The organism is Dermabacter sp. HMSC08H10 (assembly GCF_001807585.1).
Classification (GTDB): Bacteria; Actinomycetota; Actinomycetes; order Actinomycetales; family Dermabacteraceae; genus Dermabacter; species Dermabacter hominis.
In genome coordinates this window covers 286,777-310,617 of sequence record NZ_KV789425.1, presented here as the reverse complement: position 1 = coordinate 310,617, position 23,841 = coordinate 286,777, and the positions used below count along the sequence as shown (strand labels likewise).

Sequence of the window (23,841 nt, the reverse complement as noted above, 5' to 3'; positions counted from 1 at the left end):
ATCACAAGCAAGGGAATGATTCGAAACCCACGTGCGAGTGGTCCTCGTTCGGACCGGTGCGGATTCGCCGAAAGCGGATGCCACACCACCAGGTGCACGCTTGATCCCGGATCGGCCCCGGGGAGGCGCTCGAAAGGGCGCCTCCTTTTTGGCCCGGATCCCATCCCCCGCACACGCCTCTTCTTTGCTGATCATCGCCGCGCCCATTAATGAAGGAGGAACGCGCCTATGCTCGAAACAACGCTCAAGCGCCCATCACCACCCTCCGTTCCCGGCGCCGAAGCGGGCTGGCACATTGACCCCACGACCCTGCGCCCCGTGATCGATGACGTCGAGGCGTTCGATCGGGAATTTGCCCACGACGACGCGCACGACATTATTCGAGCGCTCTGGAGCGGCGATCCCGTGACGGCGCTCGAGAGGTGTGAGGGCAGGCTCGCTAAGGAACCTTCATCGGTGCGCTTACGCGCGATTTCGGCTGATTGCCACCGGGATCTTGGCGAAACCGATCGAGCGATCGCTGAGTACCGTGTGCTGCTCGAAGAGTGCCGCGGCACCTCGTGGGAGGCCGTTCTCCACCAGCACCTCGGGAAGGCGCTATTCGCGGCTGGCCACTACGACCTTGCCCTGAATGCCTTCGCGCAGGCATACGAGATGCGCGTGTTCACGGGGGCTGATCCGAGTCTCATTGATTCGAGTATGGCGGCGATGTCACGCACGCAGCACATGCTCGAGATCCAGCATCGCGCGCGGCGCCGCCGCTAGACCCAACCGTCTGGCTATTTCCGACGCCTGCCGGCGCTCAGGCGCTCCCTAGAGCTCAACGTCGACGATCACGGGTGCGTGATCGCTCGTGGATTTCTGCGCCCGTTCGGCAAGGTCGATCATCGCCCCGGTTGTTGCCGCGCGCACTGCGGGCGAGCCAAACATGAAGTCAATGCGCATACCCTGCTTCTTCGCGAACTTGAGGCCCTTGTAGTCCCAGTACGTGTAGGTCCCGGGGGCATCGAGCCAGTCGCGTGTGAGGTCGGCGTAGCCCGCGTTCTCGAGCGCCGCGATGGCGTCACGCTCGGGCCCGCTCACGTGGGTTTTCCCCTCGAATGCCGCCATGTCCCAAACGTCGGCGTCGGTGGGAGCGACGTTGAAGTCACCTGCGAAGAGGGTCGCCGAGTCTTCGCCGGGCGCTTCGCCCGGCCCGCCGACATCGAGGCGCGAGGCCGCGTAATTGCGCACGGCCTCGAGCCACGCGAGTTTGTACGGATAGTGCGGGTTGTCGAGTTCTCGCCCGTTCGGGACGTAGAGGCTCCACAGCTCAAGAGGTGCGCAGTCGCTCGAGGCGTCTCCCACGACGGCCCCAATGGCGCGGGCCTCCACGACCCCATCATCCCCTTCGCCCCAGGCGGGAATCGAGGGGATCTCGCGGTGCACCTCGCGAAGGCCCACGCGCGAGGCGATTGCGACGCCGTTCCACTGGTTAAAGCCGTGGGCGGCGACTTCGAATCCGCGCTCGGTGAGCTCGCTGAGGTCGAGCTGCTCGGGTTTGGCTTTGATCTCCTGAAGTGCAATGACGTCGATATTGCGGGCATCGATCACCTCGAGGAGGCGGGGCATCCGTGCGCGAAGGGAATTGATGTTCCAGGTGGCAATTCGCATGCGTCCATCCTATGGGTGCGTGAAGGTTCGCGTGGATACGCTTAAGGCATGACTCTCGCGCTCATCACCGGCTCAACCTCCGGCCTCGGCCTCGAATTTGCGTGGCAGCTCGCAGGCAGCGGTCACGACCTCGTGCTCGTGGCGCGAAACGAGGATCGCCTCGCGGCAGTGGCCGCGCAGATTGAGGCGGTGTCTGGCACTCGCGTCAGCATTCTCCCGGCGGATATTTCGGTCCAGGCCGATGTGGAGCGCGTGGCCCGCCGCCTGCTCGACCCCGTTGATCCCATTGGTTTGCTCGTCAATAACACCGGGCATTCGGTGCGCGCCTCGTTTCTTGAAGGAGAGATCGAGGAGTTTCTCGAAGAGGTCGATTTCGATGTGCGCGCGACCCTGATCCTTGCACACGCAGCGGCGACGGCGATGACACGTAAGGGCGCCGGGGCGATCCTCAACGTCTCGTCGATGGCGGGATTCACCGCGACAAACCTCTCGGCGGCGGCGAAGAGCTGGGTCGTTATTTTTACGGAGTACCTCGCGCAGGAACTCGAAGGAACGGGCGTGAGCGCGACCGTGCTGATCCCGGGTTTCGTGCACACCGAGAGCCACCACAACGCCGCCGTCAACATGGAGGGCGCGCCGCGCGTGACGTGGCTAAAGGCCCCGTTCGTCGTGCAGCATGCCCTCAAAGACGTGGCGGCGGGAGAGGTCGTCTCGGTGCCATCGCTGGCCTACAACCCCGAAGCGCTCGGGCGGGCGACGCCGGGGGCGCTCAGGCGTGCACTCCAAAGTGAGGCGATTGCGCATGCGATGAGTAAGGCGCGTATGCGTAAGGTCGAGCGGGCTGCAGCGCGCAGATCGATGTTCGATCGATTGCTGCGCAAACGTCGGGACTGAACCCACGCCTGAAGGCGGAGAAAACGCCCCGACGGCGCCGGGATTGTTACGGCTGCTCAACCGCGAACGTGTCGCACGCCTTGTAGGTGCCCTCGTTGTAGCCCTTCACGAACCAGTTGCGACGTTGCGCTGAGGAGCCGTGCGTCCACGTGTCAGGCATGACCTGCCCGCCCGTCACTTCGCCCTGAATGTGGTCGTCGCCCACGGCGCTCGCGGCGCTGAGCGCATCGTCGACGTCCTTGTCGGTGAGGGGTTCGAGCATCGTCGTGCCGTTATCGTCGACCGTTGTCGCGGCGTGGTGAGCCCACATGCCGGCGTAGCAGTCCGCCTGAAGCTCAAGTCGCACCTGATCCGAGTCGGGGCCCGTTCCCGAACGATCGATTGCATTCATGGTGCCGTCGAGGCGTTGAATGTGATGACCGTATTCGTGCGCGACAACGTAGGCCTTCGCGAGCTGACCGCTGCTCGCCCCGAAGCGCGAGCTGAGCTGCTGGTAGAACGAGGTGTCGACGTAGATCGTGGAGTCGGCGGGGCAATAGAACGGGCCCGTCGCAGAGGTGGCGGGCCCGCAGCCCGTGTTAACCGAGTCGGTGAACACAACCGCCTGTGGTTCCTGAAACTTGAAACCGGCATTCTTAGCCTGGCCTTCCCACAGGGAGTCGGCGGACTCGACGGTGGCCTGCACGAGGCAGTCGTCGTTGTCGTTTGCGTCGGCGCCGGTTTGGCATTCCTCGAGAACGGTGCCCTGCTGAGGCTGCTGTGCACTTGGGGCGGGGCCGGCGCCGCCACCAAGCAGCATCGACGGATCGACTCCGAGGAAGAGCAAGACGATCACGAGGACGAGCGTGCCGAGGCCACCGCCACCGAGGGCGATTGCGCCTCCGCGGCGCATGCCGCCCCCGCCGCCGGAGCTGCGGCGGGTGTTGTCGGAGCGGATCTCGGAATTGGGGTTGAAGGTCATGCCGCCAATCTACCGTTTCATGCCGGATTTTCCCCGGGGTTTGCGACCCGGAGGCGACGTGGCGATGTGATTCAGCGTCTAACCTTTAGACTGGTTACGGTTCCGTAGCCTGCGGTTCCGTATCCGACGCGAAAGCACCTGTTTATGCCCACCTCTTTGCGCGAATACACGAGCCCGCTGCTTGTCGAGTCGAACGATAGTGAGCGCCTCACCGACCTCTTCGTGAAACGGGATGCCGAGGCCCCCGAGCACATCGCCTTCCAGGTCCCTGCCGGCACCGATGCTGCGGGAGCGACCGTGTGGAGCGACGTGACCACGCGGGAGTTCTTCGATTCCGCTCGCGCCCTGGCGCGTCATTTCATCGCTGCAGGCGTGAGGCCGGGTGACGCGATTTCGATCATGGGGCCCACGCGCTACGAATGGGTACTCGCCGACGTCGCTGCGCTGTGGGCGGGTGCGGTCGTCGTGCCGATCTACGATACGAGCGCCCCGGCCCAGGTGGAGGCGATCGTCGAAGACGCGGGGGTTACGCGCGCCATTGCCGGCACCGCGCAGCAAGCCGAGTCGCTCACGCATGCCCTTGGCGGGGCGGATCGCGTGTGGACGATGGAAGAAGTGAGCGGCTACGAATGCGTGAGCGCGCTCGCGGCACGCGACCCCGAAACACGGGTGAGCGAGGCTGATCTTGAGCGTGCGCGCACCTCCCGCACTCTCGAGGACGTCGCCACGATCGTCTACACGTCGGGAACGACGAGCGACCCGAAGGGCGTGCAGCTCACGCATGGCAATTTCGTGGCGCAGCTGCAAAACATTGGCGTCTCCCACGGGGAGGTGCTCAACGAGCACGGGTCAACGATCCTTTTTCTCCCGCTTTCGCACGTGCTCGCGCGCGGCGTGCAACTCATTTGCCTTGCGCTCGGGATGCGCGTCGCCCACCTCTCTGATACGTCACGCGTCATCCCCACCTTCGCGGAGATCCGCCCGACGTTCGTCATGGTCGTTCCGCGCGTGCTCGAAAAAATCCTTAACGCGGTCGCCGCGCAGGCCGATAAAAAGCATGTGGGGCGCCTGTGGAAGGACGCGCGTGAAACAGCCGTGCGGATCGGCATGATTGGGGAAGGTTTTCACGAGAGGGAACGGCCGAAGCTTCCGTTCCGCCTCGCGGCGAAGCGTGCGCTTTACGAGCGCGTCTTCTATCGAACCATTCGCACGCTTTTGGGTGGGAACATTCAGTACATCCTGTGCGGCGGCGCGAAACTTCACCCCTCGCTTGCGCTCGCTTTTCGCGGCTTCGGTATCCCGATCATCGAGGGGTATGGCCTCACGGAGACGACCGCCCCGATCGCCGCGAACCGCCCAGGTGATCTTACGGCGGGCAGCGTGGGTGTCCCCGTTCCCGGCACGACGATCCGCATCAGCGAGGAAGGTGAGGTGCTTGCGAAGGGGCCCGGGGTCTCGCCTGGATACCGCAATCCCGAGCACACGGCGGCGGCATATTCCGATGGTTTCTTGCGCACCGGTGATCTGGGAAGTCTCGATAGTTCCGGCCGCCTCACGCTGAGCGGACGCTCGAAGGATGTCATCGTGACCTCCGGCGGTAAGACGATCGAGCCCGCCGGCTGGGAGGGCGCCGTCGAACAGCATCCGAGCGTGGCGTACGCGGTCGCCGTCGGCGATGATCGTCCCTACCTCACGGCGCTTCTCATCGAGCACACGGAGGACGGCGAGGTCTTGGGTGACGACATCGAGATCATTGAAAATCCCAAGCTCATCGCGGAAATCCTGCCCTATCTCGAGAACGCGAACCTCGATGTGTCGCGCACGGAGCGCATCAAGAAGTTTGCGCTCGTGCGGGCGAATCTCGCGGACCCGAACCTAGTGACGCCTTCGCTCAAACTGCGTCGCGCGGCCTTCCTCGAGAAGGCGAAAGCGGCGATCGAGGAGCTTTATGAGAAGGCGCCGAAGGCGTCGATTCACGAGATCGTGAAGCGTGAGATCGTCGAAAAGGCCTCGGAGATCAAGGCGAAAAGGGCGGACAAGCCGGAAAAGAGTGATTCCCCTGGTGAGTAGTGCCAGCTAAGGGGTAGTACGTACACTTGGACGGCCGAACATGCGCTTCGGCCCGCGCACGAAAAGAAGGGTTTTTCCGTGAACGTTGTTGAATGGGCGATCAGCATCATGAGCTCGATGGGGGGCTTCGGCGTGATGCTCCTGCTGCTGCTCGAATGCGTGTTTCCGCCGATCCCCTCGGAAGTGATCCTTCCGCTTGCGGGCGTAACCGCGGGAACGGGCGAACACTCGTTCTGGGTGTTGCTGATCTGGTCGGTGATCGGCTCGACGCTGGGCGCCTACATCCTTTACGGACTCGGGCGAATTCTCGGTCCCGAGCGCACGCGCGCCCTGTTCATCAAGCTCCCGCTTATCAACGTCGAGGATTACGAAAAGACGAACACCTGGGTCGACAAGCACGGGATGCAGGGCGTTTTCTTCGGGCGTTTCATTCCGGGCATCCGCTCGCTCATCTCGATTCCCGCGGGCATGTTTGCGATGAAACTCCCCATGTTCACATTGCTGACGGCCCTGGGAAGCGCGATATGGAACTCGATCTTCCTCGCGTTCGGCTACTTCCTTGGCACGCAATGGCACGTGATCGAGCCTTACACGGACATCTTCTCGAAGGTCTGCTACGTGCTCGTCATCCTCGTGGTGCTCTACTTCTTCGTGAAGCTCGTTCGCCGTGAGCGCCGCCGCAAGAGCCTCGGCCTTCCCGACCCAGACGACGCCGTCAAATAATGTCTGGCGAGCGCGAAGTCGGCGTGGGGCCCTGGCAGGGGGACTGGCCGAAGGAACCTCACTACGATCCGGCACTGCTTGAAGCAGGCGACCGTCGGAACGTTCCCGACCGATACCGGTACTGGCGCCGCGAAGCGATTATCGCGGACCTCGACGCCCACTACCGCAACGGCCTGCACGTCGCGATCGAGAACATCGACCACGACTTCAATATCGGCTCGATCGTGCGCACCGCGAACGCGTTCGGGGTCGCAGCCTTCCACATCGTTGGAAAGAAGCGGTGGAATCGACGCGGAGCGATGGTCACGGATCGATACCAGCACGAGTTTCACCACGCGAGGCCCGAAGACTTCCTTCAGTGGGCTCGCGACAACGATCGCGCGGTCGTCGCGGTCGATATCGTCCCCGGCGCCGTCCCTCTCGAACACACGCGCTTGCCGAAAAACGCCGTGCTCGTGTTCGGCGAAGAAGGCGGGGGAGTGTCGAAGCCGCTTATCGATGCGGCTGCGCTCACGGTCGCGATTTCTCAGTTCGGCAGCACGCGCTCGATCAACGTCGGGCACGCCGCCGCGATCGTCATGCACACGTGGGTGAGTCAGCACGTCGAGATTCCGCGCGAACTCACGCTGTAGCTGCGGGAGCGACGAGGCCCGTCAGAGATGTTTCTGACCTGGGAAGTAGGGTGAAAGGGCAACGGCGCAAACCGCTGAACACCCGATCCATGGTTAGGAGCACACCATGAGCATTACCGTGAAAGCCCTGCAAAAAACCGGCCCGGATCAGCCCTTCAAGGTCGTCGCCATCGAGCGTCGTGAGCCACAGGGGACCGACGTCCTCATCGACATTAAGGCCGCCGGCGTGTGCCACAGCGATATCCACACGATTCGCAATGAATGGGGGCCCGCGAAGTTCCCACTCGCCGTGGGCCACGAGATCGCGGGAGTGGTCGAGGCCGTCGGCCCCGACGTCACGAAGTACAAGGTCGGCGACCGCGTTGGTGTCGGCTGCCTCGTCGGGTCGTGTGGCGAGTGCGAGCAGTGCAACAAGGGTTTCGAGAACAACTGCCTGAACGGCGCGATCGGCACCTACAACGCGATCGATGAAGATGGAACGGTCACTCAGGGCGGCTACTCGCAAAAGGTCACCGTGCGCGAGCGTTTCGTGTGCCGCATTCCCGACTCACTCGACTTTGATGTGGCCGCACCGCTTCTGTGCGCAGGTATCACGACGTACTCACCACTCGCGACGTGGGAGGTAGGCGAAGGACAGAAGGTCGCGGTCGCGGGTCTCGGCGGGCTCGGCCACATGGGCGTGCAGATTGCCGCGGCGAAGGGCGCCGAGGTGAGCGTCATTTCTCGCTCGCGTAAAAAGGAAGAGGACGCCCTCGCGCTTGGCGCGAAGGAACTCCTCGCCACCGGGGAGGACGAGAACTTCTTCGAGACCCACAAGGGCAAGTTCGATTTCATCCTCAACACGATCAGCGCCGAGTTCGACCTCCCGGGCTTCATGGATCTGCTCAAGCCGGGCGGAAAAATGGTGCTCGTCGGTCTTCCTCCCGAGGGCATGCCGATCCCCAGCCGTGCCCTCACGGGCGGCCGCAAGGTCCTCGCAGGCTCGAACATTGGTGGGCTCCCCGAGACCCAGGAGATGCTCGACTTCTGTGGAGAGCACAACATCGGCGCGAAGATCGAGGTCATCGGCGTGAACGACGCTGATGCGGCCTACGATCGCGTCGTCAAGGGGGATGTGCACTTCCGTTTCGTCATCGATACCTCGACGTTCGACGACGCAGAGGTTGAGGAGGCCTGAGCCCCGCTCAGTCTTCGCCGATTTCCACGAGTCCCGACTCGTAGGCCGCCACGACGATCTGCGTGCGGTCGCGGAGGCATAGTTTTTGCAGGATGTGGGACACGTGGGTTTTCACGGTGGGCTCCGCGAGAAACATCGTGGAGCCCACTTCGGCATTAGAGAACCCTTTCGCGATGAGTTTCGCGACCTCGCGCTCGCGATCCGTGAGGGCAGCGATGGCCTTGGTGAGGGCGGGATCGGTCCGACGCTGGCTGCGCGAAAGTGCCCCAAAATCTTCAATGACTTTCCGCGTGATGGAGGGGGAGAGGAGGGCCCCACCGCGGTAGACCTTCCGCACGGCATCGACGAGTTCCTCGACTTCGGCGTCCTTGAGCAAGAAACCGCTCGCGCCTCCCTTGAGGGCCGTGAACACGTAGTCGTCGGCGTCGAATGTGGTGAGGATGATGATGCGCGGCGCGGGATCGAGGCCAGCGCGGAAGATTTCCTCCATCGCGGCGAGCCCGTCGAGGTTCGGCATGCGGATGTCCATGAGGATGATGTCGGGCCGATTCTTGAGCGCGGCGTCGATGGCTTCGCGGCCGTCGGCGGCGGTGGCGACGACGTCGATGTCTGCTTGCGCTGCGAGGAGTGCCTCGAAGCCGGCGCGCACCATGGGCTGGTCGTCAGCGATGATGACGCGGATGGGGGAGTTCTGGCTCATGTCTTAAGCCTAGGTCACAGGGCGCGCCCTCACGCGAATAACGGCTCATCCATAAGTATTGCCGTGATCAAGACCGGGGAGTGATGCCGAGTTCTGTCGGGGCCTCTACGGTTAACCCATGGCAGAAGTGGGAGAGAACGCGCCCGGCGCGCACACGGTCGCGCCGTGGTCGAAAGCGCCGCTCAAAGCGCACGCTAAGCAACTGGGACGCGACTTCCTCTACGTGTTCCCAAGTCTCGTGCTTGGCCTTCTCGTGGGTGGCGCGCTCTTTACACTCGGCTTTCTCAGCGTCTTTGCGCTTGCCTTCCTCCTCATCGGTCTTCTGTTCTTGCCGGGCATCCTGCTCGCGGGCGGCTTCGCTGCTGACCTCACGAGAGTCCGCTCCAATGTGTGGAGCGGTGAGAAGGCACTTCGCCCCCGCACGAAAGTCCCCGAGTTCCACTCGTTCGCCGAGTACTTCCGTCTCCTCGGAAACCTGCGACTGTGGCTCGACTTCATCAGCGAGGCCCTCGTTCTTAACACCGTGCGCGTGACTGCCGCGATGGTCCTGGGTGCCCAGGCTATTTTCACGCTTCTTTGCGGTCTATTCTTCCCGTTCGTCACGCTCATCGATTTCACGTACGAGTCGGGAATGGCCAGTTTTGTTGTGCATAGGTTCAACCCAACCGTGGGCCTCGAGCCATACGCGCGCACACTCGCCTTAGTTGACTCAGCACTCTATGTAGGCCTTGGCCTCGTGCTCCTCGCCCTGTTTCCCTTCACCGTGCACATTGCCGCGCGTCTTGAGAACGGCCTCGTGCGCGAGATTCTCGAGGGGGACTCCTTCGCGACGATCAGCTTCAAGGGATGGGCGACTGCGGTGATCGCGGTCATCGCGCCGATGCGCATCGCCATTTCGGGTGACGGTGCCCTGTGGGAGCACATCGTGCCGCGGTACCTTCCCTTCGGCCTGTTCACGATCCCGGTCGCGGGGCTGTCCTTTTCTTTGCTCGCGCTCACCTGGACGCTCGCGTTTATCTTCCTCGTGCGGCGGCCGAAGCTCGGCTCCGTGCTCGCATGCGTCTCGTTTGTGGTGTCCTACGGCGGGATCATCACGCTCACCATCGTGAAGTTCAATGGCCAGGTGGTCATGCCCGGCACGGAGGTTCCGGTTCTACTCGCCGGGCTCGCCCTCTTCACCCTGAGCCTTCACCGGAACGTCAAGCACAGCACCGGAGTGTTCGGCGCCTTTAGCGTGATCGCGCTGACGGGAACGATTGCGAGGTGCGTGGTGACGCACGGGCGTGCCTCCACCTCCGTGGACTTCATCCAGTGGAGCTTCCTCATTTTGGGCGTCATGCTCGTCATGTGGATCGTCGCGGCGGCCTTCGGATACGGGCTTCGCTGGCTCGCCGATTCAGCTCGCGACGTCTCGCGTGAGCGGGCGGCACGCCGCGATGCCGAAGAGCGCCAAGAGCGCGCCTTCGCCGAAAGCGCCGAGCTCAGCGAGAGAGCCCGCATCGCGCGCGAAATGCACGACGTGGTCGCCCACTCGATGTCGGTCATCAGCGTCCAAGCGCAGACCGCTCCCTACCGCCTCGCAGAATCACAACTCGACGAGGCGACACGCGCCGAATTCGCCTCGATCGCTGCGACTTCTCGCAACGCCCTTCAAGAAATGCGTGCCCTCCTCACGATGCTGCGCGGAACCGGTAGCGAAGAGGATGCCGCGAGGGCCCCGCAGCCCGAGCTCAAGGATCTCCCCGCGCTCGTGCAACGCTCGCGCGATGCCGGCGCCCACGTGAGCCTCACCGTGCCAGAGGCGGGCATCCCCGCAGTCCCCGCAACCGTCGGACTCGCCCTTTACCGCGCCGCCCAGGAGGGACTCGCCAACGCGCTCAGGCACGCACCCGGAAGCGACATTCACATCACGCTCATGACGAGTGAACATGTCACCGGCATCGACGTCGTCAATACCGCACCGCCCGAGGACTTCGAGCCTGCGCCCGGCTCCGGAATGGGGCTGCGCGGCGTTCGCGAGAGGGCCAACGCGCTCGGCGGCACCGTGAATGCGGGGGCGCATGCCGACGGTTCCTACAGCCTCATCGTGCGAATTCCGCACGCCGGAACGTGGGCACCCGTCGGATAGCCCACGCGCCAGTGACCACTCGTGTGTCCCAGATCTCACGTTTTGTGCTGGGAGTGGCCCGTCCCCGAGCGTCCCGAACGACGTGTGGAAGAATGAAAGGGCAAACGCAACGTGGATCTGCGAGGTACACGGGTGCCCGCGATCCCCACTCGAAGGAGCACACATGCCTGTTGCAACCCCGGAACAGTTCAACGAAATGATCGACCGCGCGAAGGAAGGCAAGTTCGCCTACCCCGCGATCAACGTGTCGAGCTCGCAGACTGCGATTGCCGCACTCCAGGGCTTCGTCGAAGCCGAGTCTGACGGCATCATTCAGGTGTCCGTCGGCGGCGCCGAGTACCTCTCCGGTTCGACCGTGAAGAACCGCGTTCGCGGCTCGATCGCTCTTGCGAAGTTCATCCACGAGGTTGCCGAGGACTACAACATCACGGTTGGCGTTCACACCGACCACTGCGCGAAGGAAAACCTTCCCACCTGGGTTGAGCCCCTCATTGAATGGGACCTCAACGAGCGCGTCAACAAGGGCCTGAACCCGCTGTTCACCTCCCACATGTGGGACGGCTCGGCCGTTCCGGTCGACGAGAACCTTGAGATCGCCAAGCGCCTCCTCGAGAAGACCGTGGAAGCGAAGAAGATCCTCGAGATCGAGGTTGGCGTCGTCGGCGGCGAGGAAGACGGCTACTCGGCGGACGTCGACGAGTCGAAGCTCTTCTCGACCCCTGAAGACGGCCTCAAGACCGCTGAAGCCCTCGGCCTCGGCGAAAACGGCCGCTACATCACCGCCCTCACCTTCGGTAACGTGCACGGCGTGTACAAGCCGGGCAACGTTCGCCTCACCCCGTCGATCCTCCTCGACATCCAGAAGGCCGTTGGCGAGAAGTACGGCAAGGACATGCCGTTCGACCTCGTGATGCACGGTGGCTCGGGCTCGACCCTCGAAGAGATCCAGGAAGCTGTCGACAACGGCGTCATCAAGATGAACGTTGACACCGACACCCAGTACGCCTTCTCGCGCCCCGTTGCGGGCCACATGCTCGAGAACTACGAGGGCGTCCTCAAGATCGATGGCGAGGTCGGCAACAAGAAGATGTACGACCCGCGTTCGTGGGGCAAGAAGGCCGAGGCCGGCATGGCAAAGCGCGTCGTCGAGGCGTGTGAGAACCTCCGCTCGGCTGGTCACAAGATGTGATCCTCGCCTGAGGTAGCGAAAGCGCCCCTCCCCGAATCGCGGGAGGGGCGCTTTCGTATCCCAGGTGTTTAAAGGCGGGTGCTCAGATCACGCGTGAGTCGCCAGTCGTGACGATCTCCTTGCCGAAGGGGAAGCAGGTGATGGGGATGAGCTTGAGGTTTGCCCACGCGAGCGGAAGGCCGATGATCGTCACGGCCTGTGCAAGCGCGGTCGCGACATGGCCTGCCGCAAGCCACAGGCCCGCGATGAGGAACCACACGACGTTGCCGAGGGTTCCCACCGCGCCAAGGGGCCGCACCTGCACGGCTTCGCGACCGAACGGGAAGATCACGTAATTCGCGATGCGGAAGCTCGCCACGCCAAACGGAATCGTGACGATGAAGATGCACGCGATGATGCCCGCGAGGATGTATCCGAGCCACAGCCAAAGGCCGGCGGTAATAACCCAAATGATGTTGAGAATGACGTTGATGATGGTGCGCATACCACCAACGTACTCCCCGAAAAGGAAGAGTGCGAGGGCCGTCCGGGCCAGAGCGCTACGGCATTAGCGAGCGCCGTCCGTAGCCTCGAGCGCAACCCACGGATCCGGCTCGTGAGTGAAACGATTGCGAAGGTCGCGACGCACGATTTCAATACTCCACATCCAGATGATGTGGCCGAAGAACTCGCTCACGTGCTCCTGCCACGGCTGATCCCACGGCGCGGGCACCGTGCCGAGTGCAGGCATGAGCAGAACGTGGAAAACGACGTGGATGACGATGCCGAACGCTGCACCCTGCCACAGAGTGATCTTGGGGAAACGCTCGGCAACAACGCAATAGAGAACCGCGAAGACAATCGCAAAGCTGAAGTGGACGATGAAACTCATGATTGGCAGGCCATTGCCATTGAAATGAACGAGCGTGTGGGTGAAGTCCTCGCTGAGTCCCAGTTGCTGTAGGAGCTGCTGCGGCGGGTTGGTGGCGTTGCGCTCGGGTGTGCGCGGAGGGAAAGGCACCTCCCAGCCAAACTTCACGATTGCGGAGAACAGGCCGCCGATGAGGCCCACGAGGAGGGCGGTCGCGTAGCGGCGGCGAGAAGGATCTGTGGTCGAAGGAAGTGCCATGATTGCCTTTCGAATGTGGCCCGACGGTTGCCAGGCCACCGTCGGACTCAAAAGCGCACCCTGGGCGCGCGCCCTTTACCCTAGCCACCCATGCGCCCGGTAGGGAGGTCGAAAGTCCGCACGCCGTGAACCTCCGCGGATCAGCCACGGAAGCGGTCTCACAATGTGGGGGAAGCGCCCTTCGCCCTCGCATCGAGAGCCCGCGCGACTAGACTAGATCCGTTTTCAGCGATCCGGAGGGCGAGGAAGGCGGAGCACGCGTGTCACAGTCGCAGGGCCTCTTGAGAGGAACGCCGTGGAAAGCGATCGTGCTCTTCTCGGTGCCGCTTTTGATCGGCAACGTCGTGCAGCAGCTCTACCAGTTCGTCGATGCGATGGTCGTCGGCCGCCACCTCGGGGTCCTCGCTCTTGCCTCGGTGGGTGCGAGCATGAGTCTTCTGTTCCTCATCACGGGGTTTGCGTGGGGCATGACGAGTGGTTTCGCGATCCCCGTCGCGCAAGCGTTCGGCGCGAACGACATCAAGGGGCTCAGGCGTTCGGTCGCGGCCGGAGCGATTCTCTCTGGCGCCACGAGCCTCCTCATGACGCTCGTCGGCACTATTTTCATTCGCCCGCTGCTTCAGCTCATGAAAACCCCGCCAGAGCTCATCGAGGACGCCGCGACGTTTGGGTTCTGGAGCTTTCTGTTCATGTTCACGCTCGTGTTCTTCAACTTCCTCGCGGCGATTATCCGCGCGGTGGGGGACTCGCGCACACCTCTCGTGTTTCTCGCGATTGCGTGCCTTCTCAACGTCGCCCTCGTGATCGTCTTTGTGGCGGTGCTCGACTGGGGTATTGCCGGCGCGGCGTTCGCCACGGCGGTCTCGCAGCTCACATCGGTGCTTCTCTGCGTCACCTGGGTGCGGTGGCGCATCCCCGTGCTGCACATGAGCCTCGACGACTGGAAAGTGACGATGCCTGAGCTGCGAGAGCATTTGAACCTGGGCCTTCCGCTCGGCTTCCAGACCTCGGTGATTGCGATCGGCACGATCGCCGTCCAGGTGCGCCTCAACGACCTCGGTCCCAACGCGGTCGCTGCTTTCACCGCGGCAGGAAGGGTCGATGGCATCGCCGTCACCTTCCTCGCGTCCCTCGGGCTCGCAACCTCGACCTTCGTCGCGCAGAACTACGGTGCGCGCCAGATCGATCGCGTCAAGCACGGTGTGCGGCAATCGCTCGTCGTGAGCATCATCGTGTCGATCGCGATCGGCCTTGCCCTGTTCCTCCTCGGCGCAGTGTTCGTCGAGCTCTTCATCGGGAATGAACAGCCCGTGGTGCTCAACCTTGCCCATGACGCCCTCAAGATCTACTCCGTGGCCTATTGGACCCTTGGAGTGCTGTTCGTGGTGCGCGGCGCGCTTCAGGGACTCGGTCATATGAAGCCTCCGTTCTACTCGGGCATCGCCGAGCTCGTCATGCGCGTCTTCACCGCCGTTGTGCTCGGCGCTCTTTTTGGCTTCATCGGTGTTGCGTGGGGCGCGCCGCTCGCATGGATCGGGTCGATCGCGCTGCTCATTCCCTCCTACATTGTCATTAGCCGAAAGCTTGATGAACGCACCTACCGCTCAGGGCCGCGCACCGAAGAGATTGAGGTTCTCTCCGCGCCGTTGCTCGCCGAGAAAGGCGTCGTGGCCGACCCGACGATCCTTCAGGGCGAAAGCTTCGAGGACGTGCGCACGGGCCCGATCCCGATCGTCCGTGACCGCGGTGAAACCGGTCAGTTCCCCGCTCTTGACGAGACCTATGTCCTCACGGACGACCAATCCGCATCCGAGAATCCGGAGGATGAACAGCGGTAGAACCACGAGTGACGCAAGAGTGAGTTTCTGCCAGGTTTGATGGTGCATACTTGCCTGTGCCCCGCGCGGGAAGAGTGCCCGCTGCCGAGCAGGAAGGTTCACCGTGTCCGCACAAGGCCGCACATTGACACCGCTCGTCGAGATCATCGACGAGATGCTGCTTATTTCGCGCCGAATCCAGGCTCTCGACGTTGACATTCCTGGCATGCGAGGGCTCTCAACGGTCGAAGCGATGATCCTTCGACATATCGGCCGGACCCCGGGTATTACGCCGGGAAAGGTGGCCGAAGACATCATCCTGCGGCCATCAAACGCGAGCGCCGCGATCCGCGACCTCGAGAGCAACGGGCTCGTCGGCCGCGTGCCAGACATGGTTGATCGCCGCTCCAACCACCTGTTCATCACCGAAAAGGGCGAGCGAGCCGTCGCAGCTATGCACGAGGCATGGGAACAGTACTACTCGGGAACGCTCGCTGCCGATGACGTTGAGGACGCCCGCGCCCTCGTGCGTGCGATGGGTGAGCGGGTGCGCGCCACGATGACGGGCGAGGACGCCGAAGAGGAAGGGGCCTAGCGCGAGCCTCGCCCCTGCGCGTTACCCATGACCTGGCGCAACGCGGGAAGAACATCGGCAAGGAATACGCCTGCCATGACGAAACCGATGATCTGAAGCATGATCGTGAAAGGCCCCACGCCGCGCCCGGATCCTGTGACGACACCGATCACGAGCGCGCCAGCGGTCATGAGCGCCCAGAACGTCTTCGTCCGCTTAAAAGCTGCGTCGTAAGCCCTCGCTGGGAAACGCAGGGCATTCACGAGTGCCCACGCCTCGATCGCCACAAAAGCGATGGCGAGGGCGAGCGACAGGTAGTACGCGATGGTGTAGGTAATCACGGATTCATTCTACGGTCGGGATCGGTGCGGTCGGTGATGAGAAGCTCGAGCGCTTCGGTCGAGGCGGGAGGCTCAACCGCCTTCATTTCGCGCGTAATGGGGCGCGGGCCCACGATATCCGCGTCGGCGACGACGATGAGGGACGGCAGGAAGCGGCGCGCGTCAGAGCTCGGAAGGCCGGTCGCCTCGAGGAGATCGACCGCGAGGGCACGCAGCTGAATGACGAGGGAGATCCCCTCAAAATGGCCGAGGCGCCCGACGGTCCCCTCCGCCGTAGCGAGCAGAGTTTCGGGAGTGAGATGCGCGCAAAAGAGGCGAAGCTTGCGCCGAGCCTTCGTGAAGTCCGCCTCCGTGTCGACACCGGCCTGGATCTCGTCGATGGCGTCGACTGCCGCGGTGAAGGCCTCGGCCAGATTTGGAAACGTGTGGGGCTGCGTGACACGCAAGAATTCGGCCTCTCGTCGCGCGATCACGCGGGCGTTGCGCATGGCGCGGTCGCTTCCCACAAGCAGGTGCTGCACGCGGTTGACGTGCTCGTGATGGCGGTGGAGGGTCGGCGAGTAACTCGTGAGCTCATTAGCCGTTTCGTTCGCGAGGGTCCAGGCATCGGTGTGAAGCTGCGATGTGTTCCTGAGGTGCGTGAGCGCCTTTGTCGCGAGCCGCGTGTCGCCTATGCGCGCCGCCTCTGCGAGCTGCGTGAGAGTGTCTTTGAGCTCGATAAAGAAACTATCGGCAGCCTTTCGCTGCTCCCGGCGAGGGTCGCGTGAGAACGCGATGTGGACGACAAGCCCGAGCGAGATGCCCGTAATCGCATCGAGTGCTCGCCCCTGCGGTGTCATGGTCGGGGTTTGCGGCAAAAGCAGCACGATCATCGACTGGATTCCCACCTGGATCGAGAAGATGACGCTGGCCTTGATAAAGCGCGAGAACATCAGCGACACGAGGAGTGTGACGAAGAGTTGCCATGTGCCCGAGCCAATGAAGAGGCGGGCGATTTCGCCGAGGATGATCCCCGTGAACACGCCCGTGCTCATGTCGATGCTTTTGCGGATTTTCGTTTCGAGCGTGAGCCCGATGATGAGGAAAGCGGTGATGCCGGCGTAGAACGGCGCGACGTGGCCCCACAGATGCTGCGAGAGCCAAAAGGCGGCCGAGGCAGTGAATGCCGCAAGCAGAATCTGCCAGGCGCCGTCGCGGGCGCGGTTAGCACCCGAGCGCGCCCATTTTCGATACCGGGACTCCTTCACTCCTTCACCCTCCTCGCGGGGGCGACGGGTTCGCGAAGGCGCAGCTCAAGAAGCTTATCGATCTCGAACCACTCCCCGTCACGACCGCCGCGGCCCACGATGAGAGGAGCGCTCTTTGGCTCGAGCGTCGCCCCTTTGAGACGCGTGAGGAGGTCGCCCGGGGCTGAAAGGATGTAGTAGTTGCCGTCGGTATCGATCCCGACCGTGCGATCCGACTTCAGGTACCAACCGACGTGAGTGGTTTTCACGGGACGCGAGCCCTTGTAGGGGAGTGCTCGCAGGGGGTGCGGTTCGATCCCGGCATCGCGCAGGCGTGCAATCCCGTCGCGGATGATCGCCGTGGCCTTCTCGTGCTCCTCGCGCTCGGCTCGGCGCAAGTTACGTTCCTGGACCTCGAAGATCTCTGCTTTGCGGGACTTCCACTCCTCGTCCACGTGGGACTCCTTTTGACTATCGGCGAAGCTGCGCCGTTTTCGGGCGTTGGCCGTGGTCGCGTTCGGCAACGATCGTGACTTGCGAGGCGTCGAGCCGCACGGTTGCCTCACCGACCTCGAAGGCAACGATGAGGGCGGCATCGTGGGGGACCGCGCGCTTGAGAACAGCCAGTGCAACCGGCCCTTCGTCGGCATGGAGCGCACTCGAGGTGAGCTCTCCCACCTTCTTGGATCCGAAGAAGACGTCCGCTCCAACGGGGGCGGGCATGTCCTGAGAGCCGTCAAGGTGGAGGCGCACGAGCCTCCGGGGCGGCTGACCAAGATTGAGAACCTTCGCGACCGTCTCTTGGCCACGATAGCAGCCCTTAGCCGTGTGAATGGCGGTGCGCAAAAGATCGAGCTCATGCGGGATCGTTTTTTCATCGACCTCCCGCACGAGACGAGGGCGATGATTCACGATGCGCAGCGCCTCCGCTGCCCACAGTCCCGCGAAGAGTTCGGGTTTTCTCAGTGGCGCGTCCGGCTTGCGAAGCTCGGCGTCGCTCACGAGCGACAGCCGCCAAGGCTCGGGAAACTCCGGATCGGGACCATAGGCCACACCGCCGACAGCGACCTTAGGCCAGTGCTGGATCCACACGGCAGCGGGGGCGGGCGCCTCGCCGCAGACGTCCGCAAGCGGAGCGCACGATCCGAGCACGTGGAGGTCGTCGCGGTCGACGAGGTCGATACGGTTGGCGAACGTCATGAGCTCGAGGTACGCGCGAAGACGCTCGCGCGTGCCCGGATCGGTGATGAGGAAGAATGAGTCGCCGCCAGTTGCCACCTGCATGAATGCTTCCACTCGCCCCTGTGGGCTGAGCACGCATGCCTCGAATGAGTCGCCCTCGGCGCGATCGGTAAATACCTGGGAGGTCACGGTCGTGAGCCACGGGGCGCGATCTTCACCTCGCACTTCGAGAACCTCGAAGTGGCCAAGATCGACGATGGCCCTGCCCGCTACAAGCCGCCGCTGCTCACGCAGGGGAGCACCGTAGTGCGCGGGGACCGCGGCATCGGGCCCGGTCTCCTCGTGGATCGCGCGAAAACTGATGAGGGGAGCGGGGCTCACGCCTCTGCCTTACCTTCATCGGCGGCACGGTCGAGCTCGACCGAAAGATACGGGCGCAGCGACGCGGGGGAGGAGCCGACCTCTTGAAGCCACATGAGGCGCCCGCCCACGAGCCCAAACATGCGCGCACCGTGAGAATCGGCGCCGTTTGCCCCACCGAGGTCTTGGGTCGCGAGCTGGATGCGCGGGCCGCGCACCTCTCCCGCCCAGTGTTCTGCGGGCGTGAGGCCAAATGCGCCTCGGCGCTGCATGGTCAGGCTCACGCCGTGAGACAGATAGCTCTCGGGGCTTCCGGGCTTCGCGTTTTGCGCGGCCTCTTCGTCCTGGCCGGGAAGCACTCCCGTCGTGCGCCACGTGCCCTTTTCCTCAAGGAGAAGCTCGCGCACAAGCTCGGTCGCGTTCGTTGATTGGGAGGCGTCGGGCCCTTCCTCACCCTTCTCGTAGAACGCCGTTGTTGGCGGTTCGGGAGCAGGCGAGTCGAGAACCCACGTGCGCATCGACCATGCGAGCCCACCGGAGGAATCCGGGGCCACGGTGAGACGCTGCTCGATCGCGCGACCGACCTCGTCGCCGTTTTCTCCCCTGAGCTGTACGGCGCCGGTGCCCTCCCAGGCGCCCACGAGCCACGCGAGCGGGTAGAGCGACGGGTCGAGATTCTCATCGATGACGATGGGCACAAGAACTCCCTACTGACTAGTGGTGAAAGAACACGTCATTAACGTTTCGCGCGGTGGGCGTATTCCCCGGTACGCACATCCCTACGCGGTGGGGATGACGGTGAGTCCGAGGTCGGCGGGGACGTAACTGATGGCGACCTCGAGGAACAGTAGCGCGAGGATGCCCGTAAGGGCGATTGGCGCGATGGCGACGGCGAGGGACTGGCGCGGATCAGACGCCCCGATCACGCGTGAGAGCAGGAAAAACACAAAGAGCGCAGCGATGCACAGCACCGCCCCCGCGAGTGCCGACATCGCAATGATCGATAGGGGGTAGTGAAGAGCCCACCCGAGGAAGCCGGAGGTGAGTGCACCAAGCGCGATCGCGCCGCTGACACGCGCCGGGGCGAGAAGCGGAAGCGCGAGGAACAGGGTGCCGAGCGCGAGTCCCATCGTCATAGCAAGGAGGAATCCGACGGTTGCGGGCCCGTTCGTCGAGGCGAGGGACCAGCATTTCAGCCAGATGACGGTGAGGGTCGTGATGAGGGCGCCGCTTGCCGTTCCCGAAATGGACAGCGTGAGGCGTGAGCGCTCGCGGCGAAGCATTTCGTGGGCGAAACTCAGAAGGAGTGAAACGGCGATGACGATGACGAGCTTCGATGCGAGGCCCGTCGTGCCGAAGATAAGTGCGAGGGCGAGCGAGCCCAGGCCTGCGAGGGCCATGATGATCGCGCTGCCCGTTCGACTCGGGAGTTCGAGCAGGCGCGGCCAGCTCACGCACATGAGCACAACGAAAAGAGCGAGGATGCCGGCGAGGGTCTCGCCGCTGTAGACGGGAAGGGCCATGGCGGCGGCGAGTGCGAGTGCACACGCGCCCGTGAGGGGTGCTCGCTCACTCGGTGTCATGCTTCAACCAATCATTTCTATGGATTACGCCTCATGGAAGTCTACGGTCCCGCGTGCGCCAAACGCACATAGGAGGGGCGTACTACACTTGGGGAGGCCCTGAGCTGTCGTTTCGAGGAGAGTCAATCCCGTGGCACGCGAACAATCCCCGATCCTCGCGGCAGGAGCGCTCGTTTGGCGTGAAAAGCGCGGTAAGCTGCAGGTTCTTCTCGTGCATCGGCCGAAGTACGCAGACTGGTCGATTCCGAAGGGGAAGCTTGAGGCGGGCGAGTCCTTCGTCGCGGCGGCGATTCGCGAAGTGGAGGAGGAGACCGGGTACCGGATCCGTCTTGACCGCCCTCTTCCGACGGTTGACTACCGCACGAACGGCCGACCGAAAACGGTGCGGTACTGGGTAGCGCGGGTTCGCGCCCAGGCGGGCCCGGGCCCTAAGAATCCCAAGGAGATCGATAAGGTCGAGTGGGTCGAGGCATCAAAAGCTCTGGGAATTCTGACGCGCAAATCCGATCGAGACCTCCTCACCCGCCTTCTTGATTTCGCGAAGGAGGGTGAGCTCGATACGACGCCGGTGATCGTCCAGCGTCACGCCGCCGCGCAGTCGCGTGCGAAGTGGCGCAAGGGGGATGAGAGAACGAGGCCGCTCAGGCGCAAGGGACGCAAGCAGGCGGCGGCGCTGCCCCCACTACTTGGCGCGTACGCCCCGAAGACCGTCGTGACCTCGCCTTGGCGTCGCTGCCTCGAAACGATCGAGCCGTTTGCGCACGAGGGTGGGATTGACATCGTTGAGAAACCCGAGCTCACCGAACACGCGCATGAGAAGCGGCCGGCGCGTGCTGCCGCGGTCATGGAGCGAGCGATTGCCGAAGCGGCACGTACCGTCGTCTGTACTCACAGACCCGTGCTGCCGACCATTATTGCGGCTGCGAAGCACGCGTGCACGAAGGAGGCGCGGGGGAAGCTCCCTCGCGAGAACCCGTACCTCGCGCCGGGGGAGATGCTCGTGTTGCACACGAGTGAACGCGGTCGCATCGTTGATGTGGAAAGGCACCTTCCCAACATCGGTTAGAGCCCATGACAGCGGTGATGTGCCCCACGTTGAACGGGCGCAATTAGTGGCAAAGGATGCCTCTGAGCAGGGAAAAGTCTGTTATACGAGACGCCTGGCTGAAAATTCTCGCATGAGTTCACCGTTTGTTCACCTAGGAATACTCGCGGCGTCACTTGGGGCTTCTACGTTCGTTGTGTCCACCTACGACCCGTATCCCAGGCTTAGCAGCCTCGAAAGGACACTCGTGAACCTCAAGAAGAAGTTCGTTTCCGCAACCGCCCTCGGCCTCGCAGGCGCCTTCGCTCTCGCAGCGTGCGGTGGCGACTCCTCCGACAAAGGCAAGAGCGAAGGCACCAAGGGCTCGTCGAGCGCATCCGGTGACGTCTCGGGCACCCTCGCAGGCGCCGGCGCTTCCTCGATGGAAGACGCACAGGGCGCGTTCATCGGTGGCTTCATGGCTCAGAACTCGGGCGCCACGGTGACCTACGACGCTGTTGGCTCGGGTAAGGGTCGCGAGCAGTTCCTCGCTTCCGCCACCAACTTCGCCGGCTCGGATGCCTACCTCAAGGATGAAGAGGTTGCCAAGTCGAAGGATCGTTGCTTCGGCGGCGAGGCTTTCGACATCCCCGTCTACATCTCCCCGATCGCGGTTGTCTACAAGCTCGACGGCGTGAAGGACCTCCAGCTCTCGCCCGACACCCTCGCGAAGATCTTCGCTGGCGACATCAAGAAGTGGAACGACGAGGCCATCAAGGCTGACAACCCCAACGTTGAGCTCCCTGACCTCGACATCGTTCCGGTGCACCGCTCGGACAAGTCGGGCACCACCGAGAACTTCACCGAGTACCTCGCTGCCGCCGCCCCCGATTCGTGGAAGCACGGCGCTATCGAGACCTGGTTCGAGGATGGCGGCCAGTCGGGTGAGAAGACCTCGGGCCTTATCAACACCGTTCAGGGCGGCAACGGCACCATCGGTTACGCCGACGCCTCGAAGGCTGGCGACCTCGGCACCGCCAAGATCAAGGTCGGCGACGAGTACGTCGGCTACAGCGCTGATGCTGCTGCCAAGGCCGTTGAGGTTTCGCCGAAGGTTGAGGGCCGTAGCGAGAACGACATCGCCCTCGAACTCGCTCGCGACACCAAGGAAGCCGGCTCGTACCCGATCGTCCTCGTGTCCTACATGGTCATGTGCGACACCTACGAGAAGAAGGAAGATGCCGATCTCGTCAAGGCTTACGCTTCCTACGTGATCTCGGAGCAGGGCCAGAACGACGCTGCTCAGGCTGCCGGCTCGGCCCCCCTCTCGGCTAAGCTCCGCGAGGACGCCCAGAAGTCGATCGACGCCATCAAGGCTAAGTGATCCGCAGCTGACGCCTAAGGCGTAACGGTGCGCCGCCGAGCCCACCAGGGTCGGCGGCGCACCTGTCGTTCAGTCCATTCTTTCCATCCCCTACCGTCAGGAGCGTGCGCGTGAGCACAGCGGCTGCCGAAAACAGCACACCCGCCAAGGGCGCCCCCGAACCTCCGGGCAACGAGAAGAAGGCGAGCTTCAAGAGCTCGGGTGCGCGTCCAGGCGACGCAATTTTCTCGTCGTTGAGTGTCGGGTCTGGCCTCATCATTTTTGCCGTGCTCGCGGCAATCTTCATCTTCCTTCTTATTCAGTCGCTCCCGGCGATTGAGAACTGGAATGCGATCCCCACCAACTCGGGCAAGCAGAACCTCCTTGAGTTCGTCGGCCCACTGGTGTTCGGCACGGTGCTCGCCTCACTTCTGGCGCTGATTATTGCCGCCCCGATCGCTATCGGGATTGCGCTCTTCATCTCCCACTACGCGCCACGCAAGCTCGCGATGCCAATCGGATACGTGATCGACCTCCTTGCCGCGGTGCCGTCGGTTGTCTTCGGTCTGTGGGGTGGCGTGTGGCTCGTGCCGCTCATGCAGCCGCTCTACACGTTCCTCAATACCAGCCCATTGACGAGCTGGATCCCGTTCTTTCAGGGCAACCCGCACGCCCCGATGCGTAACGTCATGACCGCCGCGATCGTCCTCGCCGTCATGATCCTTCCGATCATCACTGCCGTGAGTCGCGAGGTCTTTCTCCAGACCCCGGGTCTCCAGGAAGAAGCCGCGATTGGACTCGGCGCCACGAAGTGGGAAATGGTGCGCATGGTCGTCCTTCCCTTCGGGCGCAACGGCGTCGTATCGGCGTGCATGCTCGGCCTCGGCCGCGCACTCGGTGAAACCATGGCTGTGCTCATGGTGCTCAGCCCCGGCTACACCTATTCGCTCCACCTCCTTGAGGTCGGTAGGCACATGACGATCGCCTCGTTCATCGCCTCGCAGAATGCCGAATCCACCGGCATTGACATGGCAAAGCTCATTTTCGCGGGTCTCGTCCTGTTCCTCATCACGTTCGTCATCAACGCGCTCGCCCGCTGGATCGTGGCCGCTAGCGCACGTAAGAAGTAGGGGGAT

24 protein-coding genes are annotated in these 23,841 nt (G+C 63.3%); 13 read left to right on the top strand and 11 right to left on the bottom strand.

The features are described 5' to 3' along the window. Positions 1 to 228 precede the first annotated feature (228 nt). A complete protein-coding gene (locus HMPREF3176_RS07150; RefSeq protein WP_083286303.1) occupies positions 229 to 765 on the top strand; it encodes a tetratricopeptide repeat protein in 537 nt (178 codons plus the stop codon). A 48-nt stretch (positions 766 to 813) separates the two neighbouring features. Here HMPREF3176_RS07150 and HMPREF3176_RS07145 read toward each other — a convergent pair whose 3' ends face one another. Then, complete coding sequence (locus tag HMPREF3176_RS07145) at positions 814 to 1,653, bottom strand: exodeoxyribonuclease III (RefSeq protein WP_070459160.1); 840 nt, start codon at positions 1,651 to 1,653, stop codon at positions 814 to 816. Positions 1,654 to 1,701: 48 nt separating this feature from the next. On the opposite strand from HMPREF3176_RS07145, the gene HMPREF3176_RS07140 reads away from it, so the two are divergent. Continuing rightward, positions 1,702 to 2,547 carry an SDR family NAD(P)-dependent oxidoreductase gene (locus HMPREF3176_RS07140; RefSeq protein ID WP_016663279.1) on the top strand — a complete coding sequence of 282 codons (846 nt, stop codon included), beginning with the start codon at positions 1,702 to 1,704 and terminating at the stop codon, positions 2,545 to 2,547. A 46-nt stretch (positions 2,548 to 2,593) separates the two neighbouring features. Here HMPREF3176_RS07140 and HMPREF3176_RS07135 read toward each other — a convergent pair whose 3' ends face one another. Continuing rightward, on the bottom strand, positions 2,594 to 3,508 hold the full coding sequence (locus HMPREF3176_RS07135) for a KPN_02809 family neutral zinc metallopeptidase (protein WP_016663278.1): 915 nt from the start codon (positions 3,506 to 3,508) through the stop codon (positions 2,594 to 2,596). Positions 3,509 to 3,652: 144 nt separating this feature from the next. Between HMPREF3176_RS07135 and HMPREF3176_RS07130 the strand changes: the two genes are divergently transcribed. The 4 genes from HMPREF3176_RS07130 (at position 3,653) to HMPREF3176_RS07115 (ending at position 8,110) form a co-directional block, all read left to right on the top strand. Further along, positions 3,653 to 5,578: an AMP-dependent synthetase/ligase gene (locus HMPREF3176_RS07130; protein ID WP_070459158.1), complete on the top strand. Its 1,926-nt coding sequence runs from the start codon at positions 3,653 to 3,655 to the stop codon at positions 5,576 to 5,578. Positions 5,579 to 5,656: 78 nt separating this feature from the next. Beyond that, on the top strand, positions 5,657 to 6,301 hold the full coding sequence (locus HMPREF3176_RS07125) for a DedA family protein (protein ID WP_016663276.1): 645 nt from the start codon (positions 5,657 to 5,659) through the stop codon (positions 6,299 to 6,301). Then, on the top strand, positions 6,301 to 6,933 hold the full coding sequence (locus HMPREF3176_RS07120; protein WP_070459157.1) for a TrmH family RNA methyltransferase: 633 nt from the start codon (positions 6,301 to 6,303) through the stop codon (positions 6,931 to 6,933). Before HMPREF3176_RS07125 ends, HMPREF3176_RS07120 begins: the two co-directional genes overlap by 1 nt. Before the next feature lie 106 nt (positions 6,934 to 7,039). After that, entirely contained in the window at positions 7,040 to 8,110 is a 1,071-nt protein-coding gene (locus HMPREF3176_RS07115) for an NAD(P)-dependent alcohol dehydrogenase (protein ID WP_070459155.1), read from the top strand. A 7-nt stretch (positions 8,111 to 8,117) separates the two neighbouring features. Here HMPREF3176_RS07115 and HMPREF3176_RS07110 read toward each other — a convergent pair whose 3' ends face one another. Next, a complete protein-coding gene (locus tag HMPREF3176_RS07110; RefSeq protein WP_016663273.1) occupies positions 8,118 to 8,810 on the bottom strand; it encodes a response regulator in 693 nt (230 codons plus the stop codon). 118 nt (positions 8,811 to 8,928) lie between these two features. On the opposite strand from HMPREF3176_RS07110, the gene HMPREF3176_RS07105 reads away from it, so the two are divergent. Together HMPREF3176_RS07105 and fbaA are read left to right on the top strand one after the other, a co-directional pair. Further along, positions 8,929 to 10,938 (top strand): sensor histidine kinase, encoded by a 2,010-nt coding sequence (locus HMPREF3176_RS07105; protein WP_070459154.1) that lies wholly within the window; start codon positions 8,929 to 8,931, stop codon positions 10,936 to 10,938. Between the two features lie 163 nt (positions 10,939 to 11,101). Beyond that, positions 11,102 to 12,127 (top strand): class II fructose-bisphosphate aldolase, encoded by a 1,026-nt coding sequence (gene fbaA, locus HMPREF3176_RS07100; RefSeq protein ID WP_016663271.1) that lies wholly within the window; start codon positions 11,102 to 11,104, stop codon positions 12,125 to 12,127. Positions 12,128 to 12,209: 82 nt separating this feature from the next. Here the strand turns inward: fbaA and HMPREF3176_RS07095 are convergent, their stop codons facing one another. After that, positions 12,210 to 12,611, bottom strand: a complete 402-nt coding sequence (locus HMPREF3176_RS07095) for a YccF domain-containing protein (protein WP_061211543.1) — start codon at positions 12,609 to 12,611, stop codon at positions 12,210 to 12,212. Positions 12,612 to 12,674: 63 nt separating this feature from the next. Then, positions 12,675 to 13,235: a YagU family protein gene (locus HMPREF3176_RS07090; RefSeq protein ID WP_070459152.1), complete on the bottom strand. Its 561-nt coding sequence runs from the start codon at positions 13,233 to 13,235 to the stop codon at positions 12,675 to 12,677. Positions 13,236 to 13,495: 260 nt separating this feature from the next. Here HMPREF3176_RS07090 and HMPREF3176_RS07085 point away from each other — a divergent pair, with 260 nt between their 5' ends. Both HMPREF3176_RS07085 and HMPREF3176_RS07080 read left to right on the top strand, forming a co-directional pair. After that, complete coding sequence (locus HMPREF3176_RS07085) at positions 13,496 to 15,073, top strand: MATE family efflux transporter (RefSeq protein WP_070459151.1); 1,578 nt, start codon at positions 13,496 to 13,498, stop codon at positions 15,071 to 15,073. A gap of 103 nt (positions 15,074 to 15,176) precedes the next feature. Next, a complete protein-coding gene (locus HMPREF3176_RS07080) occupies positions 15,177 to 15,647 on the top strand; it encodes a MarR family winged helix-turn-helix transcriptional regulator (RefSeq protein WP_016663265.1) in 471 nt (156 codons plus the stop codon). On the opposite strand, the gene HMPREF3176_RS07075 is transcribed toward HMPREF3176_RS07080, so the two are convergent. The 6 genes from HMPREF3176_RS07075 to HMPREF3176_RS07050 all read right to left on the bottom strand — a co-directional run bounded on the left by HMPREF3176_RS07075 (position 15,644) and on the right by HMPREF3176_RS07050 (position 20,318). Continuing rightward, positions 15,644 to 15,967 (bottom strand): DUF2516 family protein, encoded by a 324-nt coding sequence (locus tag HMPREF3176_RS07075; RefSeq protein ID WP_246826693.1) that lies wholly within the window; start codon positions 15,965 to 15,967, stop codon positions 15,644 to 15,646. The two genes, HMPREF3176_RS07080 and HMPREF3176_RS07075, sit on opposite strands and share 4 nt — an antisense overlap. Beyond that, positions 15,964 to 17,214 (bottom strand): FUSC family protein, encoded by a 1,251-nt coding sequence (locus HMPREF3176_RS07070; RefSeq protein WP_034370817.1) that lies wholly within the window; start codon positions 17,212 to 17,214, stop codon positions 15,964 to 15,966. Before HMPREF3176_RS07070 ends, HMPREF3176_RS07075 begins: the two co-directional genes overlap by 4 nt. Beyond that, a complete protein-coding gene (locus HMPREF3176_RS07065) occupies positions 17,211 to 17,648 on the bottom strand; it encodes a hypothetical protein (RefSeq protein WP_070459149.1) in 438 nt (145 codons plus the stop codon). Before HMPREF3176_RS07065 ends, HMPREF3176_RS07070 begins: the two co-directional genes overlap by 4 nt. Positions 17,649 to 17,664: 16 nt before the next feature. Continuing rightward, positions 17,665 to 18,756 (bottom strand): CAF17-like 4Fe-4S cluster assembly/insertion protein YgfZ, encoded by a 1,092-nt coding sequence (locus tag HMPREF3176_RS07060; protein WP_070459147.1) that lies wholly within the window; start codon positions 18,754 to 18,756, stop codon positions 17,665 to 17,667. Then, the gene (locus HMPREF3176_RS07055; RefSeq protein ID WP_016663260.1) at positions 18,753 to 19,433 is read right to left on the bottom strand and encodes a heme-binding beta-barrel domain-containing protein; all 681 of its coding nucleotides are present in this window, start codon (positions 19,431 to 19,433) and stop codon (positions 18,753 to 18,755) included. The genes HMPREF3176_RS07060 and HMPREF3176_RS07055 overlap by 4 nt, the downstream gene beginning before the upstream one ends. Positions 19,434 to 19,514: 81 nt before the next feature. Then, positions 19,515 to 20,318: a hypothetical protein gene (locus HMPREF3176_RS07050; RefSeq protein WP_070459146.1), complete on the bottom strand. Its 804-nt coding sequence runs from the start codon at positions 20,316 to 20,318 to the stop codon at positions 19,515 to 19,517. A gap of 130 nt (positions 20,319 to 20,448) precedes the next feature. Here HMPREF3176_RS07050 and HMPREF3176_RS07045 point away from each other — a divergent pair, with 130 nt between their 5' ends. The 3 genes from HMPREF3176_RS07045 (at position 20,449) to pstC (ending at position 23,835) form a co-directional block, all read left to right on the top strand. After that, entirely contained in the window at positions 20,449 to 21,384 is a 936-nt protein-coding gene (locus HMPREF3176_RS07045; protein WP_070459144.1) for an NUDIX hydrolase, read from the top strand. Positions 21,385 to 21,610: 226 nt separating this feature from the next. Further along, positions 21,611 to 22,726, top strand: a complete 1,116-nt coding sequence (gene pstS, locus HMPREF3176_RS07040; protein ID WP_016663257.1) for a phosphate ABC transporter substrate-binding protein PstS — start codon at positions 21,611 to 21,613, stop codon at positions 22,724 to 22,726. A 110-nt stretch (positions 22,727 to 22,836) separates the two neighbouring features. Beyond that, on the top strand, positions 22,837 to 23,835 hold the full coding sequence (gene pstC / locus HMPREF3176_RS07035) for a phosphate ABC transporter permease subunit PstC (RefSeq protein ID WP_070435944.1): 999 nt from the start codon (positions 22,837 to 22,839) through the stop codon (positions 23,833 to 23,835). Positions 23,836 to 23,841 lie beyond the last annotated feature (6 nt).